Origin of the sequence: Dechloromonas denitrificans, from assembly GCF_020510685.1 — a bacterium.
Lineage (GTDB): Bacteria > Pseudomonadota > Gammaproteobacteria > Burkholderiales > Rhodocyclaceae > Azonexus > Azonexus denitrificans_A.
In genome coordinates, this window is sequence record NZ_CP075185.1 from 4,029,625 (window position 1) to 4,048,940 (window position 19,316).

General features: G+C 64.9%; 17 protein-coding genes. 8 read left to right on the forward strand and 9 right to left on the reverse strand.

Translation table 11 applies throughout. The features are described from left to right. Positions 1 to 182 precede the first annotated feature (182 nt). The 6 genes from KI611_RS19220 to KI611_RS19245 all read left to right on the forward strand — a co-directional run bounded on the left by KI611_RS19220 (position 183) and on the right by KI611_RS19245 (position 6,565). Entirely contained in the window at positions 183 to 1,232 is a 1,050-nt protein-coding gene (locus KI611_RS19220; RefSeq protein ID WP_226417253.1) for a type I glyceraldehyde-3-phosphate dehydrogenase, read from the forward strand. Between the two features lie 25 nt (positions 1,233 to 1,257). After that, entirely contained in the window at positions 1,258 to 2,442 is a 1,185-nt protein-coding gene (locus tag KI611_RS19225) for a phosphoglycerate kinase (protein ID WP_226417254.1), read from the forward strand. A gap of 78 nt (positions 2,443 to 2,520) precedes the next feature. After that, the gene (pyk, locus tag KI611_RS19230; protein WP_226417255.1) at positions 2,521 to 3,954 is read left to right on the forward strand and encodes a pyruvate kinase; all 1,434 of its coding nucleotides are present in this window, start codon (positions 2,521 to 2,523) and stop codon (positions 3,952 to 3,954) included. 49 nt (positions 3,955 to 4,003) lie between these two features. Next, positions 4,004 to 5,068, forward strand: a complete 1,065-nt coding sequence (fba, locus tag KI611_RS19235) for a class II fructose-bisphosphate aldolase (protein ID WP_226417256.1) — start codon at positions 4,004 to 4,006, stop codon at positions 5,066 to 5,068. Between the two features lie 136 nt (positions 5,069 to 5,204). After that, complete coding sequence (gene pssA / locus KI611_RS19240) at positions 5,205 to 5,798, forward strand: CDP-diacylglycerol--serine O-phosphatidyltransferase (protein WP_226417257.1); 594 nt, start codon at positions 5,205 to 5,207, stop codon at positions 5,796 to 5,798. A 137-nt stretch (positions 5,799 to 5,935) separates the two neighbouring features. Next, positions 5,936 to 6,565 carry a LysE family translocator gene (locus KI611_RS19245; RefSeq protein WP_226417258.1) on the forward strand — a complete coding sequence of 210 codons (630 nt, stop codon included), beginning with the start codon at positions 5,936 to 5,938 and terminating at the stop codon, positions 6,563 to 6,565. Between the two features lie 78 nt (positions 6,566 to 6,643). On the opposite strand, the gene fba (KI611_RS19250) is transcribed toward KI611_RS19245, so the two are convergent. From fba (KI611_RS19250) to KI611_RS19270, 5 genes are all read right to left on the reverse strand, one after another. Continuing rightward, the gene (fba, locus tag KI611_RS19250) at positions 6,644 to 7,681 is read right to left on the reverse strand and encodes a class II fructose-bisphosphate aldolase (protein ID WP_226417259.1); all 1,038 of its coding nucleotides are present in this window, start codon (positions 7,679 to 7,681) and stop codon (positions 6,644 to 6,646) included. 129 nt (positions 7,682 to 7,810) lie between these two features. After that, positions 7,811 to 8,818 carry a type I glyceraldehyde-3-phosphate dehydrogenase gene (gap, locus tag KI611_RS19255; RefSeq protein WP_226417260.1) on the reverse strand — a complete coding sequence of 336 codons (1,008 nt, stop codon included), beginning with the start codon at positions 8,816 to 8,818 and terminating at the stop codon, positions 7,811 to 7,813. A 41-nt stretch (positions 8,819 to 8,859) separates the two neighbouring features. Next, the gene (tkt, locus tag KI611_RS19260) at positions 8,860 to 10,896 is read right to left on the reverse strand and encodes a transketolase (RefSeq protein ID WP_226417261.1); all 2,037 of its coding nucleotides are present in this window, start codon (positions 10,894 to 10,896) and stop codon (positions 8,860 to 8,862) included. A 23-nt stretch (positions 10,897 to 10,919) separates the two neighbouring features. Beyond that, positions 10,920 to 11,792: a phosphoribulokinase gene (locus KI611_RS19265; RefSeq protein ID WP_226417262.1), complete on the reverse strand. Its 873-nt coding sequence runs from the start codon at positions 11,790 to 11,792 to the stop codon at positions 10,920 to 10,922. 23 nt (positions 11,793 to 11,815) lie between these two features. Continuing rightward, positions 11,816 to 12,889 carry a class 1 fructose-bisphosphatase gene (locus KI611_RS19270; RefSeq protein WP_226417263.1) on the reverse strand — a complete coding sequence of 358 codons (1,074 nt, stop codon included), beginning with the start codon at positions 12,887 to 12,889 and terminating at the stop codon, positions 11,816 to 11,818. 180 nt (positions 12,890 to 13,069) lie between these two features. On the opposite strand from KI611_RS19270, the gene KI611_RS19275 reads away from it, so the two are divergent. Next, positions 13,070 to 13,783, forward strand: a complete 714-nt coding sequence (locus KI611_RS19275) for an HAD family hydrolase (RefSeq protein ID WP_226417264.1) — start codon at positions 13,070 to 13,072, stop codon at positions 13,781 to 13,783. Here the strand turns inward: KI611_RS19275 and KI611_RS19280 are convergent. The 3 genes from KI611_RS19280 to KI611_RS19290 all read right to left on the reverse strand — a co-directional run bounded on the left by KI611_RS19280 (position 13,780) and on the right by KI611_RS19290 (position 16,579). Further along, a complete protein-coding gene (locus tag KI611_RS19280; protein WP_226417265.1) occupies positions 13,780 to 14,691 on the reverse strand; it encodes a bestrophin family protein in 912 nt (303 codons plus the stop codon). The two genes, KI611_RS19275 and KI611_RS19280, sit on opposite strands and share 4 nt — an antisense overlap. Before the next feature lie 4 nt (positions 14,692 to 14,695). Further along, the gene (locus KI611_RS19285) at positions 14,696 to 16,216 is read right to left on the reverse strand and encodes an acetyl-CoA hydrolase/transferase family protein (protein WP_226417266.1); all 1,521 of its coding nucleotides are present in this window, start codon (positions 16,214 to 16,216) and stop codon (positions 14,696 to 14,698) included. 123 nt (positions 16,217 to 16,339) lie between these two features. Further along, the gene (locus KI611_RS19290) at positions 16,340 to 16,579 is read right to left on the reverse strand and encodes a hypothetical protein (RefSeq protein ID WP_226417267.1); all 240 of its coding nucleotides are present in this window, start codon (positions 16,577 to 16,579) and stop codon (positions 16,340 to 16,342) included. A gap of 118 nt (positions 16,580 to 16,697) precedes the next feature. Here KI611_RS19290 and KI611_RS19295 point away from each other — a divergent pair, with 118 nt between their 5' ends. Next, positions 16,698 to 17,675 (forward strand): transcriptional regulator GcvA, encoded by a 978-nt coding sequence (locus tag KI611_RS19295; protein WP_226417268.1) that lies wholly within the window; start codon positions 16,698 to 16,700, stop codon positions 17,673 to 17,675. Here KI611_RS19295 and KI611_RS19300 read toward each other — a convergent pair. Then, a complete protein-coding gene (locus KI611_RS19300) occupies positions 17,672 to 19,294 on the reverse strand; it encodes a diguanylate cyclase domain-containing protein (RefSeq protein WP_226417269.1) in 1,623 nt (540 codons plus the stop codon). The genes KI611_RS19295 and KI611_RS19300 overlap by 4 nt on opposite strands. Between the last annotated feature and the right edge of the window lie 22 nt (positions 19,295 to 19,316).

The window sequence follows — 19,316 nt, forward strand, 5'->3', positions numbered from 1 at the left end:
CACTGCAAATTCCGCACCAAGTTGCTAATTCGCCTTCCCACGCCGCGAACCGGCAAAATTGCCATTTCCATCCGGCATCTCCTGCCGGCCCTACCGGCAGTCTTTTGCCGCCCCGACAAAAATCGAATTTCCGCTCGCAACCCTGTAAAATCTCTCGCTTCAATTACTTCTCACTGGCATGCGTGACCGGCCTCAATCGACCCCTTCGCCTCGCGATCAATGGTTACGGTCGTATCGGCCGCTGTTTCCTGAGAGCCCTGCTCGAATCTCCGGAAAAAAACAATTTCCTGATCGTCGCCATCAACGAACCAGCCAACCTGGAGAGCATGGCCTATCTGACTCGCTTCGATTCGACGCACGGCCGCTTTACCGGCCAAGTGGAAACGGGTGAAAACTGCCTGCTGATCAACGGCCAAACGATTACCGTTGATCACGCCCGGAGGCCGGAAGATGTCGATTGGTACGGTCACGAAATCGACCTGCTGATTGAATGCTCCGGCGCCTACGGCCAACGCGCCGACCTGTCGCGCTTTCTTGCCGCCGGCTGTCCGCGCCTGCTGCTGTCCCACCCCGGCTTCAGCGCCGACGATGTCGATGCGACGATCGTCAACGGCATCAACCAGAACAGCCTGAACGGCAGCGAGCGCCTGGTCTCGGCCGCCTCCTGCACGACCAACGCCATCGTCCCGGTGCTCGACCTGCTCGACCGCGAAGTCGGCATCGACCAGGTGCTGCTGAGCACGCTGCATTCGGCGATGAACGATCAGCCGCTGATCGACGGTTACCACCACGACGATCTGCGCCGCACCCGCTCCGCCATGCAGTCGATCATTCCGGTGTCCACCGGCCTGGCCCGCGGCGTCGAGCGCCTGCTGCCGCAACTGACCGGCCGCGTCCAGGCCAAGGCGATCCGCGTCCCGACCCTGAACGTCTCGGCCATCGACCTGACGGTCAGCACCCAGCGCCCGGTTTCCGCCCACAGCATCAACCTGCTGCTGGCCGAGGCGGCGCGTGGCCCGCTGAAGCGGCTGGTGGCCTATTCCGAGGCCGCCCACGCTTCGATCGACTTCAATCACGACCCGCATTCGGCTATTGTCGATGGCAGTCAGACGCGCACCGCCGGGACGCACCTGGTCAACCTGTTCGTCTGGTTCGACAACGAATGGGGTTTCGCCAACCGGATGCTGGAAGTCGCCAAGCACTGGTCGCGCCACTGGCCCAAACCCGAATAACTAAACTCAAACTCTGGAGATAACCATGAACGTCATCAAACTCACCGACCTCGATGTTTCCGGCAAGCGCGTGTTCATCCGCGCCGACTTGAACGTACCGCAGGACGAAGCCGGCAACATCACCGAGGACACCCGCATCCGCGCCTCGCTGCCGTCGATCAAGTATTGCCTGGAAAAGGGCGCCGCCGTCATGGTCACCTCCCACCTCGGCCGGCCGACCGAAGGCGAACTGCGCCATGAAGACAGCCTGACCCCGGTCGCCGTGCGCCTCGGCCAGATGCTGCACGTCCCGGTGCGCCTGATCGCCGACTGGGTCGATGGCGGCTTCGAGGTCAAGCCGGGCGAAGTCGTGCTGCTCGAAAACTGCCGCGTCAACAAGGGCGAAAAGAAGAACAACGAAGAACTGGCCCAGAAAATGGCCAAGCTGTGCGACATCTACGTCAATGATGCCTTCGGCACCGCCCACCGTGCCGAAGCGACCACCCACGGCATCGCCAGGTTCGCCCCGGTGGCCTGCGCCGGCATGCTGATGGGCGCCGAAATCGACGCCCTGACCAAGGCCCTGACCAACCCGAAGCGCCCGCTCGTGGCCATCGTCGGCGGCTCCAAGGTGTCCTCCAAGCTGACCATTCTCAAGTCGCTGGCCAGCAAGGTCGACCAGCTGATCGTCGGCGGCGGCATCGCCAACACCTTCCTGCTCGCCGACGGCAAGCGCATCGGCCACTCGCTGGCCGAACCCGACCTGGTCAAGGAAGCCCACGTCATCATGGACATCATGAAGGAACGCGGCGCCGAAGTGCCGCTGCCGACCGATGTCGTGGTCGCCGACGAAGTCTCGGCTCTGGCCCGCGCCAACAAGATCCCGGTCGACGACGTGCACGCCAACGACCGCATTCTCGACATCGGCCCGAAGAGTGCCGCCAAACTGTCGGAAATCATCGCCAATGCCGGCACCATCGTCTGGAACGGCCCGGTCGGCGTCTTCGAGCTGCCGCAGTTCGCCGGCGGCACCAAAATGCTGGCTTCCGCCATCGCCCACTCCGAAGCCTTCTCGATCGCCGGAGGCGGCGACACGCTGGCCGCCATCGCCAAGTTCAACATCGCCGACGACGTCGGCTACATCTCGACCGGCGGCGGCGCCTTCCTGGAATTCCTCGAAGGCAAGACACTACCGGCCATCGCCGTACTCGAAGAACGCGCCGCAAAATAAGTTGAAATAATGGGCTGCGGCAATGCCGTGGCCCGCACTGCAATACCCGTTCACAATTAGAAACAGGGAAGAGACATCATGCTGCGCCATACAAAAATCGTTGCCACCCTCGGCCCCGCCTCGTCGACACCGGAGGTTCTGGAACGCATGGTGCAGGCCGGCGTCGATGTCGTCCGGATGAATTTTTCGCACGGCACGGCCGAAGACCACCAGGCGCGCGCCGCCGGCATTCGCGCCGCGGCCGCCAAGCTCGGCCGGACGATCGGCATCCTCGGCGATCTGCAAGGCCCGAAGATTCGCGTCGGCAAGTTTGCCGACAACAAGATCACGCTGGTCGTCGGCGAAAGCTTCATCCTCGACGCCCTATGCCCGCTCGGCAGCCAGGAGCGCGTCGGTCTCGACTACAAGGATCTGCCGAAAGACGTGGTGAACGGCGACATCCTGCTGCTCGACGATGGCCGCCTGAAACTGGAAGTGACCGCCGTGCGCGGCCACGAGATCCACACCCGCGTGCTGGTCGGCGGCGTGCTCTCCAACAACAAGGGCATCAACCGCCAGGGCGGCGGCCTGACCGCGCCGGCGCTGACTGCCAAGGACATGGACGACATCAAGACGGCAGCGCTGATCGGCGTCGATTTCGTCGCCGTCTCCTTCCCGAAAAGCGCTTCCGACATGTACATGGCCCGCCAGTTGCTGCGCGCCGCCGGCAGCAGCGCCGTGCTAATCGCCAAGATCGAGCGGGTCGAAGCGATCACCAATCTGGCGGAAATCCTCGATGCCTCGGACGGCATCATGGTGGCGCGCGGCGATCTGGCGGTCGAAGTCGGCGATGCCACGGTACCGGCGCTGCAAAAGAAGATGATCCGCATGGCGCGCGACAAGAACAAGCTGACCATCACCGCCACCCAGATGATGGAATCGATGATCCTCTCGCCGGTGCCGACCCGTGCCGAAGTCTCCGACGTGGCCAATGCCGTACTCGACGGCACCGATGCCGTGATGCTCTCGGCCGAGACCGCCGCCGGCCAGTACCCGGTCGAAACCGTCGAGTCGATGGCGCGCATCTGCGTCGAGGCCGAACGCTCGGCCGAAGTGACGCTCGACCGCGAATTCCTCGATCGGGTGTTCACCCGCATCGACCAGTCGATTGCCATGGCCGCCATCTGGACGGCGCATCACCTCAAGGTCAAGGCCATCGCGGCGCTGACCCAGTCCGGCTCGACCGCGTTGTGGATGAGCCGCCTGAACTGCGGCGTGCCGATTTACGCGCTCACCCCGGACGCCGAATCGGTCGGCCACATGGTGCTCTACCGCGGCGTCTGCCCGCTGCCGATGATGCAGCAGCATACCGACCGCGACCTGTTGCTGGCCGAAGCCGAGCAACTCCTGATCGATCGCGGTGTCGTAGCCAAGGGCGACCTGATCGCCCTGACCATCGGCGAGCCGATCGGTTCGACCGGCGGCACCAATACCCTGAAGATTGTCCGCGTCGGCGAGCATCAGGCCGGCTAGCCGTATAGAATAAGAAGTTAAACCAACACGTTATCGAACAGGAGTTCCCATGCCACTCGTATCCATGCGCCAACTACTCGACCATGCCGCCGAAAATGGCTACGGTCTACCCGCTTTCAACGTCAATAACATGGAACAGGTCTGGGCCATCTGCGAAGCCGCCAGCCAGATCGACGCACCGGTCATCATGCAGGCCTCGGCCGGTGCCCGCAAATACGCCGGCGAGCCCTTCCTGCGCCATCAGATCCTGGCCGCGCTGGAAGCCTACCCGCACCTGCCCATCGTCATGCACCAGGACCACGGACAAAGCCCGGCCGTCTGCATGGGCGCCATCCGCTCCGGCTTCACCTCGGTGATGATGGACGGCTCGCTGGAAGCCGACGGCAAGACCACTTCCTCCTACGAATACAACGTCGCCGTCTCCCGTGAAACGGTCAAGTTCGCCCACGCCATCGGCGTCTCGGTCGAAGCCGAACTGGGTGTGCTCGGTTCGCTGGAAACCATGAAGGGCGACAAGGAAGACGGCCACGGCGCCGACGGTCACATGACCCGCGAACAGCTGCTGACCGACCCGGACCAGGCCGCCGACTTCGTCAAGCAGACCAACTGCGACGCGCTGGCCATCGCCATCGGCACCAGCCACGGCGCCTACAAGTTCACCAAGCGGCCGACCGGCGACATCCTGGCTATCGACCGCATCAAGGAAATCCACGCCCGCATCCCGAACACCCACCTGGTCATGCACGGCTCCTCCAGCGTGCCGCAGGAACTGCTCGCCGAGATCCGCGAATTCGGCGGCGACATGAAGGAAACCTATGGCGTGCCGGTCGAGGAAATCGTCAAGGGCATCGCCCACGGCGTCCGCAAGGTCAATATCGACACCGACATCCGCCTGGCAATGACCGGCGCCGTGCGCCGCTACCTGGTCGAGAACCCGACCAAGTTCGATCCGCGCGACTACCTCAAGCCGGCCCGCGAAGCGGCCAAGAAAATCTGTCTGGCCCGCTTCGAAGCCTTCGGCTGCGCCGGCCGCGCCAGCCAGATCAAGGTCATCCCGCTGGAAAAGATGGCCGAGCGTTACGCCAAGGGCGAACTCAACCAGATCGTCAAATAAGCCTCCGCCAACGCCGAATGACGCCAGCCGCCCACGGGCGGCTTTCGCTTTTTGGCGCCGAACATCCCGAAAACACGTAGAAATCACTTCATCCAGGCCCCCAATGACCAACACTGGCAAACCGAAGCCCTTTTCAATGATTCGCGAATTCCATCTGGCCGACTGGTTCACGCTCGGCAACGCCATCAGCGGCATCGGCGCGCTGTTTTCGACGATGAGCTACCTGCAGCTCGGCGATATCCGGCACATCTACTTTGCCTGCGGCCTGCTGCTGGCGGCCCTGATCTTCGATGTGCTGGATGGCCGGATCGCCCGCTGGCGGCAAAAAACCTCGGCGATGGGCCGGGAACTCGACTCCCTGGCCGACGTCATCTCCTTCGGCGTCGCCCCGGCCATCATGGGCTACGCATTGGGCATGAACGGCCTGTACGACCGCATCATCCTGTGCTATTTCGTCGCCTGCGGCGTCTCGCGGCTGGCCCGCTACAACGTCACGGCAGAAGAGCTTTCCGGGGGCGGCGACAAGGTCAAGTACTTCGAAGGCACGCCGATACCGACATCGCTGCTGATCGTCGGCCTGCTGTTCGTTGCCGCCTCGACCGGCGCCGTCCGGGACGCCCTGTGGTTCGGCGAACTGAAGCTGGCCGGCTTCACCTTGCATCCCTTCGTCCTGACCTTCGCGCTCTCCGGCTCGCTGATGATCAGCCGGCTGCGAATTCCCAAGCCGTGAACGTCGGCCGGGCGAAGGCGAGTCTCGATTGAATAAGGCCGGCGGGGGGCCCTTCGATCCAGGCAAGGGCAAGCCCCCGAAGCGCTTCAAGATTGCGACCTAGCGCCCCCAAACCAGCCGCCAACCTGAGTTCACCGATGCAAGACCTCCCCCACCTGCTCGCCATCCTCGCCGCACTTACCGTCGGCATTGTCAGTCCCGGTCCGAGCTTTGTCATGGTCGCCCGGACGGCGCTCAGCACGTCCCGGCGGGAGGGCGTGGCGGCGGCCTTCGGCATGGGCGCGGGCGGCGTGGTGTTTGCCGTGGCGGCACTGCTCGGCCTGCATGCCCTGCTGCTCGCGGTGCCGTCCCTGTACCTGGGGCTCAAGCTGGTCGGCGGTCTCTATCTGGCTTTTCTCGGCTACCGCATCTGGCGCGCCGCACAGCGTCCGCTGCGCCTCGGCAACCTGGCCGAACACCCGGCGACCCGGACCAGGCTGGCGCTGGCCCTGGGCTTCACGACGCAGATCAGCAATCCGAAGACGGCGATCGTCTACGCCAGCGTCTTCGCCGCCTTCCTGCCGGCCGAGCAGTCGCTGACCTTCGACCTCGCACTGGTCACGCTGATCTTCCTCATCGAAGTCGGCTGGTACTCGCTGGTGGCACTGGCCCTGGCATCCGAGCGCCCGCGCAGCGCCTATCTCCGCTACAAATCCTGGATCGACCGGCTGGCCGGCGGGGTGATGATCGCCCTCGGACTCAAGCTCCTGTCAGCGGCCCATTTCTGAGCACTGGCCCGGCGCAAAAAAACGGCCCCTGACTGCGGGGCCGCAAACGCAAGGTACTGCAGCGTGGAACTTGCCGGATCAGCGATAGGCAGCGGCCATTTTTTCCAGTGACAGCGGCTTGATGCGGCTGGCCTGGCCGGCGCTGCCGAAGGCCTCGAAACGCGCCAGGCAGATGCCGCGGGCCGCCGCGACAGCGGCCTTGAGGAAGGCCCGCGGATCGAATTCGCCGGGCTTCTCGGCCATCGCCTGACGCATCGCACCGGTCATCGCCAGCCGGATGTCGGTGTCGATATTGACCTTGCGCACGCCATGCCTGATGCCCTGGACGATCTCCTCGACCGGCACGCCATAGGTTTCCTTGATCTGCCCACCATGGCGGCGGATCACCTCCAGCCATTCCTGCGGCACTGACGATGAGCCGTGCATCACCAGATGGGTGCCCGGAATGCGGGCGTGGATGGCCTTGATCCGGTCGATGGCGAGGATGTCGCCGGTCGGCGGCCGGCTGAACTTGTAGGCGCCGTGGCTGGTGCCGATGGCGATGGCCAGCGCGTCGACGCCGGTCCGGGCGACGAAGTCGGCGGCCTCGTCGGGGTCGGTCAGCAGCTGCGCGTGGGCTAGCTTGCCGGCCGCGCCGATGCCGTCTTCCTCGCCCGCTTCGCCGGTTTCCAGCGAACCGAGGCAACCCAGTTCGCCCTCCACCGAGACACCGATGACATGGGCCATGTCGACGACGCGGGCGGTGACCTCGACGTTGTAGGCATAGCTGGTCGGCGTCTTACCATCGGTCCCCAGCGAGCCGTCCATCATCACGCTGGAAAAGCCGCTGCGCATCGACTGCTGGCAGACGGCCGGCGAAGTGCCATGGTCCTGGTGCAGACAGACCGGAATATCCGGATATTGCTCGATGGCGGCCTCGACCAGCTTGCGCAGGAAGGGCTCGCCGGCGTACTTGCGGGCCCCGGCCGAGGCCTGCAGGATGACCGGGCTGGCGCAGGCCTCGGCGGCCTGCATGATGGCCTGGATCTGCTCCATGTTGTTGACATTGAAGGCGGGCAGGCCGTAGCCGTGTTCGGCGGCGTGATCGAGCAGTTGCCGCAGGGAAATCAGTGCCATCGGAAGAACCTTTCAGAAAATCAGGCGTGCAGCCGCCCCCCGCCTGAATCGGCGAAACGGCCAGCCAGCGATAAACAAGGGGAAAGCGGCAGCGTCCCCAGCCAGCCAAGCGGCCGGGGAAACTATTGCCTAGCGGGCGGCGTACTGCAGGAAACGCAGCATGTTGCAGGTGTAGCCGTACTCGTTGTCGTACCAGGCGACCACCTTGACGAAGGTCGGGTCGAGCGCGATACCGGCACCGGCATCGAAGATCGACGGCGTGCGGCAGCCGCGAAAATCGGTCGATACCACTTTCTCGTCGGTATAGCCGAGAACGCCCTTGAGCGGCCCGGCCGTCGCGGCCGCCCGCATGGCCTGGCAGATTTCCTCGTAGGAGGCCGGCTTTTCCAGCTCGACGGTCAGGTCGACCACCGAAACGTCGGAAGTCGGCACGCGGAAGGCCATGCCGGTCAGCTTCTTGTCGAGTTCCGGGATCACCTTGCCGACCGCCTTGGCGGCCCCGGTCGAGGACGGAATGATGTTTTCGAGAATGCCGCGGCCACCGCGCCAGTCCTTGGCGGATGGGCCATCGACCGTTTTCTGGGTAGCCGTCGCGGCATGCACGGTGCTCATCAGGCCGCGCTTGATGCCGAAATTGTCGTGCAGCACCTTGGCCACTGGCGCCAGGCAGTTGGTGGTGCAGGAAGCGGCCGAGACGATGGCCTGGCCGGCATACTTTTGATGATTGACGCCGTACACGAACATCGGCGTGTCGTCCTTGCCGGGCGCCGACTGGATGACCTTTTTCGCCCCCGCCGCAAGGTGCTTGGCGCAGGTCTCCTGGGTCAGGAACAGGCCGGTCGCTTCGATCACCAGATCGGCCCCGATCTCGTCCCATTTCAGTTCGGCCGGATCCTTGACCGCGCTGAGCCGGATTGCGTGGCCGCTGACCTGCAGATTGCTGCCGTCGAGGCTGATCTCGCCGGGAAAATTGCCGTGTACCGAATCAAACTTCAGCAGGTAGGCCAGGTAATCCGGCGCCAGCAGGTCGTTGATGCCGACGATCTCGATGTCCGAAAACTCCGCTTCCCTGGCGACGGCGCGCAGGACCATCCTGCCGATCCGGCCAAAGCCGTTGATTGCCACGCGAATTGTCATGGGTATTCTCCTGATTCTTGATGAATAGCTGTGGATACCGCTTAAACGTCGCCGTCGTTGGCGCCGGAACTGGCAATGGTGCGCAACACAGTCTGCACCAGATTGCCCACCGTCAGACCGAAGTGTTCGTAGGCCGCCGGGGCCGGAGCGGATTCGCCGAAGCTCTCGAGACCCAGCACCTCGCCGTCGAGCCCGACGTACTTGTGCCACAGGTCGGGATGCCCGGCCTCGACGGCAACCCGACAGACGTCGCTGGGCAGCACGTGCTTCTTCCAGGTCGCTGGTTGCTGGTCGAAACGCCGCGTGCACGGCATCGAGACGACGCGGACAGCCACCCCCTGCGCCTTGAGGGCCGCCTGCGCCTGCATGGCCAGGGCCACTTCGGAGCCGGTGGCGATGATCAGCGCCTGCAGCGGGCCATCAACTTCCGAAAGGATGTAACCGCCGCGCCGGATGTCGTCGGTCGTGCCGCTGGCGGCGCTGTACTGCGGCAGGTTCTGGCGCGACAGCAGGAGTGCCGACGGGCCGTCCTGGCGCTCCAGGGCAAGCGTCCAGGCGACCGCCGTTTCCAGTTCGTCGCACGGCCGCCAGACGTCGAGGCCGGGAATCAGGCGCAGGCTGCTGGCGTGTTCGATCGGCTGATGGGTCGGACCGTCTTCGCCGAGGCCGATCGAATCGTGGGTCAGCACATGGACGACGCGCTTTTTCATCAGCGCGCTCATGCGGATCGCGTTGCGCGAATAATCCGAGAACACCGCGAAGGTGCCGCCATACGGCAGCAGGCCGCGATGCTGGGCGACGCCGTTCATGATCGCCGCCATGCCGAATTCGCGCACGCCATACGAAAGGTAGTTGGGCACCTGGTCGGCCGGCGTACTGTGCCAGGGCCGGCTAGTCTTGCCGGCGGTCAGGTTGGAACCGGTCAGGTCGGCCGAACCGCCGAGCAGTTCGGGGACCCGCTCGACCAGCAGGTCGAGACAGTTCTGCGACGACTTGCGGGTCGCCACGCTGCCTTTGCGCTCGCCGGCCTGGGCCAGCAGCTGGCGCCGGATATCGGCCCAGTTGGCCGGCAGGCCACCCTGCATGCGCCGTTCGAAATCGCCGGCCAGCTCGGGGAAGTCGGCCCGATAGCGGGCGAACAGGTCGCTCCAGCTGCCTTCGGCGACCGCGCCGGCGGCCCGGCCATCCCAGGCCTGGCGGATGCTCTCCGGCACCTCGAAGGGGCCATACGGCCAGTCCAGGGCCAGTCGGGTGGCGGCGCTTTCGGCCTCGCCGAGCGGCGCCCCGTGTACATCGTGCGACCCGGCCTTGGCCGGCGAACCCCAGCCGATGGTGGTGCGACAGATGATCAGCGTCGGCTTGCCGTTGCCGACCTTGGCTGCAACCACGGCATCCTCGACGGCGCTCGCTGCGTGTCCGTCGATCGGCCCGATGACATTCCAGCCATAGGCCCGGAAGCGGGCCGCCGTGTCGTCGCGGAACCAGCCTTCGACATGGCCGTCGATCGAGATCCCGTTGTCGTCGTAGAAGCAGACCAGCTTGTCCAGCCCCCAGACGCCGGCCAGCGAGCTGGCTTCGTGGCTGATCCCTTCCATCAGGCAGCCGTCGCCGACGAAAACCCAGGTCCGGTGGTCGACCACCGGGTAGCCGGGGCGGTTGAATTGTTGCGCCAGCAGCTTTTCGGTCAGCGCCATGCCGACCGCGTTGGCCAGACCCTGGCCGAGCGGCCCGGTGGTCGTTTCGACACCCGGCGTCAGGCCGGATTCCGGGTGGCCCGGGGTCTTGCTGCCGAGCTGCCGGAAATTCCGCAGATCATCGAGACTCAGCGCATAGCCGGTCAGGTGGAGCAGTGCATAGAGCAGCATCGAGGCGTGGCCGTTCGACAGCACGAAACGGTCGCGGTCGGCCCATTGCGGGTTGCCGGGGTTGTGTTTCAGGTGGTGCCGCCACAGCACTTCGGCGATGTCGGCCAGGCCCAGCGGGGCGCCCGGATGGCCGGACTTGGCCTTCTCGACCGCGTCCACCGCCAGGAAGCGGACGGCATTGGCCAGTTTGCGGCGGGGAATGCTTTCACTCATGGTCTCTCTCCTTGTTTTTCAGGTCAGGCACGGCGCTTCTGGTCGATCAGGCGCAACACCATCGGCGTGAAGATCATCTGCATGGCCAGGCCCATCTTGCCGCCGGGCACCACCAGCGTGTTCGGGCGGGTCAGCATCGAACCGTGCAGGATGCCCAGCAGGTACTGGAAGTCGATGCCCTTGGGGTTGGCGAAGCGGATCACCACCATGCTTTCGTCGGCCGTCGGGATGTCGCGGGCGATGAAGGGATTGGAGGTATCGACGATCGGCACCCGCTGGAAATTGACGTGGGTGCGCGAAAACTGCGGACAGAGATGGCTGACGTAATCCGGCATGCGGCGCAGGATGGTGTCGGTCACCGCCTCCTGCGTATAGCCGCGCATCTTCTGGTCGCGGTGCAGCTTCTGGATCCACTCGAGGTTGATGGTCGGCACGACGCCGACGCAGAGATCGACCTGCTTGGCGATGTCGACCTGCGCATCGGCATAGGCGCCGTGCAGACCTTCATAGAACAGCAGGTCGGTCGCTTCGCCGATCTCCTGCCAGGGTGTGAAAGTACCCGGCGGCTGGGCGAACGGCTCGGCTTCGCCGGCATCGTGCAGGTATTTACGGACCTTGCCGCCGCCGCTCTGGCCGTAGCTGACGAAAAGCCGCTGCAGATCGTCGAGCAGGTTGGCTTCCGGCCCGAAGTGGCTGAAATTGCGATTGCCCAGTTCCTCCTGCTCCTTCATCGTCGCCCGCATCGCGATGCGGTCGTAGCGATGGAAGGAATCGCCCTCGACAATCAGCGCCTTCAGGCCTTCGCGACGAAAGATGTGCTGAAAACTCTGCATCACCGTGCTGGTACCGGCCCCGGACGAGCCGGTGATGGCAATGATCGGATGCTTGACGGACATGCCTCTCTCCCTTAACTGTGAAATCAGCTACGCGTTTCGTCGCGGAACAGCGAACGTTCGGCGAACAGCGGCGAGACGAAGGGGCGGTCGCTGCCATCGTCATATTCGACGTGATAACGCGCCAAACGTTCCACTTCATTTTTCGACCCGAGGATGACCGGCACGCGTTGATGCAACGCTTCCGGTTGCACCTCGAGAATGCGCTGGCGGCCGGTACTCGCCGCGCCGCCCGCCTGCTCGATCAGCATCGCCATCGGGTTGGCTTCGTAGAGCAGGCGCAGGCGGCCGGGCTTGGCCGGGTCCTTGCTGTCCTTCGGGTACATGAAGATGCCGCCGCGGATCAGGATGCGGTGCACTTCGGCAACCATCGAGGCGATCCAGCGCATGTTGAAATCGACGCCGCGCACGCCGGTCCGGCCGGCCTTGCATTCGCTGACGTAGCGCTGCACCGGCGGCTCCCAGAAACGCTCGTTGGAGGTGTTGATGGCGAATTCGCGGGTATCTTCCGGCACCCGGATATCGGGATGGGTGAGGATGAAATTGCCGTTTTCGCGGTCCAGCGTGAAGCCGTGCGTGCCGTTGCCGAGGGTCAGCACCATCATCGTCGCCGGGCCGTAGATGGCGTAACCGGCCGCCACCTGTTGCTGGCCGGGACGCAGATAGTCGGCCAGTTCGGCATCGCCGACGGCGGGCCGGGCGAAAATCGAGAAAATGGTGCCGACCGAGACATTGACGTCGCTGTTCGACGACCCGTCGAGCGGGTCGAAAACCAGCAGGTAGCGGCCGCGCGGATATTCGACCGGGATCCGGTAGGGGTCGTCCATTTCCTCCGAAGCCATGCCGGCCAGCTGGCCGCCCCACTCGCAATGGCGCAGGATCGCCTCGTTGGTCAGCACGTCGAGCTTCTTCTGCACCTCGCCCTGGATGTTGGTGCTGTCGAGGGCGCCGTGATTGCCGCTCAGCGCGCCCTTGGCGACCATCGCCGAGATGGTTTTGACGGCGGCCGCGACGTCGATGAGCAGCGCACCGAGTTCGCCATGCTGCAGCCGCGTTTGCTCGATGACGAATTTGGAAAGCGTGGTTCGTCCGAATTGCATGATGGCTCCTGTCAGGTTTCCTTACCGCGATGCCTGCAAAGATAAGACCATAGTTAGTTAAGCAATAGTCAGTATTTTTTACTATCGCGATAAGCATTTACTTAATGCGTAATGCACTTAAGTCCGACTTAACTATTCCTGACTGGAACCGGCGCTCTTCCCTGGTTATCGTTGCTCGCCATGAACCCACTGCAAGCGATCATTTTCGACGTCGACGGGACGCTCGCCGAAACCGAGCGCGACGGCCATCGCCCGGCCTTCAACCGGGCTTTTACCGAATGCGGCCTGAACTGGCACTGGGACGAGGTGTTGTACGGCCGCCTGCTCGACATCACCGGCGGCAAGGAACGCATCCGCCACTTCGCCGAACACTGCGCCCCGGCCGTCGCCGCCCGGGCCGATTTCGACCGGCTGGTCCACCAAGTGCACGCCGCCAAGACGGCCCATTACGTCGAGTTGGTCGGCCGGGGCGGCGTGGCGCTGCGGCCCGGCATCGCCCGCCTGATCGACGAAGCCCGGCGGGCCAGCATCCGCCTGGCGATCGCCACCACCACCTCGGCCGCCAATGTCGACGCCCTGCTCCGCGCCAGCCTCGGCTCGGATGCCGCCGGCTGGTTCGCCGTGATCGGGGCCGGCGATGTCGTGCCGGCCAAGAAACCAGCCCCGGACATCTATTTGTGGGTATTGGAAAAATTGCAGTTGCCGGCCGCCGCCTGCCTGGCCATCGAGGATTCGGCCAACGGCTTGCGTGCCGCACAGGGTGCCGGGCTGGCTGCCGTGGTGACGGTCAGCGAATACACCGCCGGGCAGGATTTTGCCGGCGCCCGGCGGGTCCTGCCGCATCTCGGCGGGCTATCGCTGGCCGAGCTTGGCCAGGCCGCGCACAGCCTTTAGTTGAGGACGAAGTTCTGGTCGGGCAGCGGGGCCGGCGGCGGCGTTTCGCCGAGCATTTCGCGCAGGCTGGCATCGATGCCGGCGACGATGGCATCGAGCGCCAGGTCGTTGGGCATGCGGCCGAAGGGATCTTCGATCTCGTCGCTCAGCGCCTCCAGGGCGAAGAAGGTGTAGGAGACGAAGGTGACGATGAGCGGCGTCATCAGGCCGATCGCATCGACCAGGCCGAAGGGCAGCAGCAGGCAGTAGAGGTAGGACGACCGATGCAGGATCACCGAGTAGGTGAAGGGCAGCGGCGTATTGGCGATGCGCTCGCAGCCGCCGAGCGCCCCCGACAGGGCGTCGAGCCCCTGCTCCATGCTTTGGGCGAGGATCGGCTGGAGGTCGCCGGTTTGCCGCCTGACCCGCAGCCATTGGGCCAGCCAGAGGAGGATCAGGTTGGCCCCGCCGCGCGCCGGCACGACCTGGCCGACGACCTCCGCCGGCAACAGCCCGGCCAGTCCGCGTTCGCGGGGATCGTCGCGCAGCTGGTTGCGCAGCACGGTAGCGAAGGCGATCAGGCCGAGGATGAACGGCCGGGCCTGGTCGGCCGGACCGGCGCAGGTCAGCGCCTTGCGGGCCAGGTTGCGGACTTCGACGAGGACCGTCCCCCACTGCTTGCGGGCTTCCCAGTAGCGGTCATAGCTGGCGTTGATGCGAAAGCCGAGAAAGATCGCCAGGGCCACCCCGATCAGCGAAAACGGGCTGGCCGTCAGCGGCACTTTCCAGTGCAGCAAATGGCCGTGGGCCGCCACCACGGCACAGGCAACGGTAAAGACGAAGATTTGCTGGGCCAGGATCAGGTGGACCAGCGAACCGCGGCGCACGAAGAGCAGGTAGAACCAGTGCGGCCGCGGGCGGACGATCATCGGCTTACATTGCCCCTTGGCGCAGGTAACGCAGGTGCCAGCTCAGGGCTTCTTCGAGCAGATGCGGCGTTTGCTTGCCCGGCGAATGATCGAGGGCGCGCTTGTAGTAGTCGCTCAGCGCCGGCTTGAAGTGCGGGTGGGCGCAGTTCTCGATAATCGCCTTGGCGCGTTGCTTCGGCGAGAGGCCGCGCAGGTCGGCCAGGCCCTGTTCGGTGACCAGGATCTGGACGTCGTGTTCGGTGTGGTCGACGTGCGAAGCCATCGGCACGATGCAGGAGATTTCCCCGCCCTTGGCTTGCGACGGCGTCATGAACATCGACAGATAGGCGTTGCGGGCGAAGTCGCCGGAGCCGCCGATGCCGTTCATGATCTTGGTGCCCATGATGTGGGTCGAATTGACGTTGCCGTAGATGTCGGCCTCGATCATGCCGTTCATCGCGATGACCCCGAGCCGGCGGATGATTTCCGGGTGGTTCGAGATTTCCTGCGGGCGCAGGATGATGTTGTTCTTGTAGCGCGCCAGGTCGGTATTCAGTTCGGCCAGGGCGCCCGAGCTCAGCGAGAAGGCGGTGGCCGAGGCGCAGGTCAGCTTGCCGGACTTGATCATCTCCAGCATGCCGTCCTGCAGCACTTCGGTATAGGCCGTCAGGTTCTCGAACGGGCCCTGATTGAGGCCGGCCATCACGGCATTGGCGATGTTGCCGACACCCGACTGCAGCGGCAGCAGGTCGACCGGCAGGCGGCCTTTCTTGACCTCGTGCTCGAAGAATTCGAGGATGTGGCCGGCGATCTTGCGGGAGTTTTCATCGGGGGCCGAGAAAGCCGAATTGCGATCCGGGCTGTTGGTTTCGACGACGGCGATGACCTTGTTCGGGTCACAGCGCAGATACGGTTCGCCGATCCGGTCCTGGGTGCGGACCAGCGGAATCGGCTTGCGGTGCGGCGGCAGCTGGGTGCCGTAGTAAATGTCGTGCATCCCCTCGAGCTCGGGGTTTTGCCAGGAATTCACTTCCAGGATGATCTTGTCGGCCTGATCCAGCCAGGTCTTGTTGTTGCCGACCGACGACGAGGGAATCAGCCGCCCGTCTTCCAGAACCCCGGCCACTTCGACCACGGCAATGTCGAGCTTGCCGAGAAAGCCGGACCAGACGAACTGCGCGACATGCGACAGGTGAATGTCGATGTATTCCATCTCGCCGGCATTGATCCGTTTGCGGCAGGTCGGGTCCGACTGGTAGGGCAGCCGCATCTCGACGCCATCGACCATGGCCAGCGCGCCGTCCAGGTCGGGCGCGGTCGAGGCGCCGGTCCACACGCCGATCTTGAATTTCTTGCCATACAGATTGGCGTCCATGATGCGTTTGGCCAGGGCCGACGGCACCAACTTCGGGTAGCCGGCACCGGTAAAACCGCTCATGCCGACATTGACGCCGGACGGAATCAGGTTGGCGGCCTCTTCGGCCGACATTACCTTGCTGCGCAGTTTGGCGCACTGGATACGGGATGATCCATTCGAGGTCTGCATGGTCTGTAGTGATCCTGGGAAAGAAAGTAAAAAAAAGCCCGCACAAGGCGGGCTCAAGCCCAATACTTCAAGGGCGCATGATCGTCAGGGGGAGATTGACGCAATAAGGTAAAACGCAGGCGCTCAGCGCTGCTTCAGATCGGCTTCGGCAGCCGGCTTCGACGCATCGGCGGCGGCCGGGGCAGCCGCATCAACCGGGGCAGCTTCGCTGGCGGCAGCAGGGGCCGGGGCCGGAGCGGCTTCCGGTGCAGGGGCCGGGGCGGCCACGGGGGCGGCTTCCGGTGCCGCTACCGCTGCGTCCTTCTGGCCACAGGCGGTCAGGGCGAGAGAAAGGAGAGCGGCAGCGAACAGGGCGTGTTTCATGGTAATGCATCCTTTGGGGGGGGTGGAAAAGCTCAGGGGCGGTACGATAAAACGCCGATTGCCGGTCGGCAAACGACACTTTATGATGCGATGGATAAATAAAACTTAATCGTCACCCATGAGCTATCGACTTCCCCCTCTGCCCGCCCTGCGTGCCTTCGAAGCCGCCGCCCGCCACCTCAGTTTCAAGAAGGCGGCGGAAGAGCTGCACGTCACCCCGGCCGCCATCAGCCAGCAGATCAAGCTGCTCGAAAGCTACCTCGACCTCAGCCTGTTTCGCCGCCTGACCCGGGCCATCGAACTGACGCCGCAGGGCATGGCCATGCTGCCGAAGATACGGGAAGGTTTCGACTGCCTGGCGGCGGCCATCGAAAGTTCGCGCCAGGGCGACGATGGCCCGCTCACCGTCAATGCCCCGCCCTCCTTCGCTTCGCGCTGGCTGGTGCCGCGCCTGCCGCGCTTCGCCGCCAGCCATCCGGGCATTGCGCTCCGCCTGTCGAGCAGTGCCGACGCGGTCGATCGGCACGGCGAAACGATGCTCTTCGTCGAGCGGCAGACCGACCCGCGGACGGCGACCAGCGAAGTCGCCATCCGCTACGGCACCGGCAACTACCCCGGCCTGCGCGTTGAAAAGATTTTCGCCCCGAATTGCGTACCGGTGTGCAGCCCCCGCCTGCCGACGCCGGACAAGCCGCTCGACAGTCCGGCCGACCTCGCCCGCCATGTGCTGATCCACGACGAAACGATCGGCGAAGAAGGCCGCCAGCCCGACTGGGCGCAATGGCTGAACACGGCCGGCGTGCCCGGCGTGGACGCCCGGCGCGGCCCGCGCTTTTCGAATGCGGTGCTCGCCGTCGAAGCGGCGCTCGATGGCCAGGGCGTCGCGCTCGCCCTGTCGCCGCTGGTCGAGGCCGAGGTCGCCGCCGGGCGCTTGTTGATGCCCTTCGCGCTGACCATCCCGTCGCCCTACGCCTACTACCTGGTGATGTCGGAAGCGATGGCCAGTCGGCCCTCGGTGGCCGCCTTCAGCGACTGGCTGCAGGCCGAAGGCCGGCAGGTAAACCGGCCGGCGACGCGCCGCCCCGGGAACGCTTAGTCGGCCGCGGCGCCAGCCATCACATAGCGCCCGCGTCCCGCCTGTTTGGCCTGGTACATGGCGCGGTCGGCCAGGGACATCAAGTCGTCGGCATCGCTTCGCCCGTCGCCGAGCGCGATCCCGACCGACAGGCCGAGTGAGCATTCCTGGCCGCGCAGATGGAATGGCTGGTCGATCGCCTTGATGCATTTGGTGGCGACGGCCTTGGCCGATTCTTCGAGATAGCCCGGCTCGGCCCCGAGATCGCCGACCACGATGACGAATTCGTCGCCACCGACCCGGGCCAGCGTATCGGTCTCCCGGATGCTCGCCTGCAGGCGCTGCGCCACCTGGACCAGGGCCAGATCGCCCGCCTCGTGGCCGAGGGCGTCGTTGATCGCCTTGAAGCCGTCGAGATCGAGGAAAAGGATGGAGAACCGGGTGTCGTTGCGATGCGCGCGGCGCAACACCTGCTGAATCCGGTCGCAGAGCAGTGCCCGATTCGGCAGACCGGTCAGGGTGTCGTGATGCGCCATGCGGGCGAATTCGGCCTGGGTCGCCTGCAGTTTGACCAGCAGCCGGTTGAAGGCTTCCGTCAGATGGCCGACCTCGTCGGCCCGGGCCACCGGAAGCGGTTCGAGCGGCAACTCGCCGCGCGTCATTTTGTCGGCATGGTCGGCCGCCCGGAACAATGGCCGAAAAACGGCGAGCAGACTGCCGGTCGCCACCAGCAGGAAGAAGGCAATGGACGTGGCGGCATGCCGCAGCACGAAATTCTGAACATGCTTGACCAGGGCAAAGGCTTCGGCGGTCGGCAGGCGGGCCACCACGAACCAGCCGGTGCTGGCGACCGAAGCCATGGCCGACACTTCTTCGACGCCCCGCGCATTGGTCGTCACGCCGTGCCCTCGATAGCCGCCCATGGCCCGATCGTGCAACGGGTTAACGCCGGGCGGCGGCGTCGCCTGGAGGACCATGGCCGGATCGCTGGCGGCGACGAACAACTGGTCGCGCGGCGAGACCAGCAGGAAACCGCCGCTTTCGCCAATCCGGCCCTGCTGCAACAGGTCGAGGAAACCCGGGGCGCCAATGGCCGTGATGCCGACCAGCACGGCCTGAACTTCGCCGTTCGCCTTCCTGACAGGTACGGCGAGCGGCAGCACCGGCTCCTTGGTGATCCGGCCGACCACCGGCCGACCAACCGCTGCCTTGCCGGCCAGGGCCTCGCGCACGTAGTCGCGATCGCGATAACTCATCCCGAGCCGCTCGGGCCGCCGCGGATAATCGCCCAACACCAGGCCGCTCGGATCGACGACGAACAGGCCTTGCGAAAACAGCGGCTGCCATTCGTGGCGCTCGCCGAGCCACGCCCGGAGTTCCTCGGGGCGATGCAACAGGTGCGCCGGGAGGACCTTGGCCAGTTGCCTGAGCATCGCCTGCCGTTCGCGAATCTTGTAGTCGATATCGTGCGCGACGTAAGTGGCCAGGGCCAGCTGTTGAGCCGAAACGACCTTCTCGACATCTTCGCGCAGATAGGCGCCGAGCAGCGTATAGCGCGCCACGACACCGGCCAGAACGATGACGATGCCGAGCAGGAGCAGGCGGGTGACGATGCTGTTGGCGATACGGCGAAAATTCATGCCGCCGATGATACCGAATGCG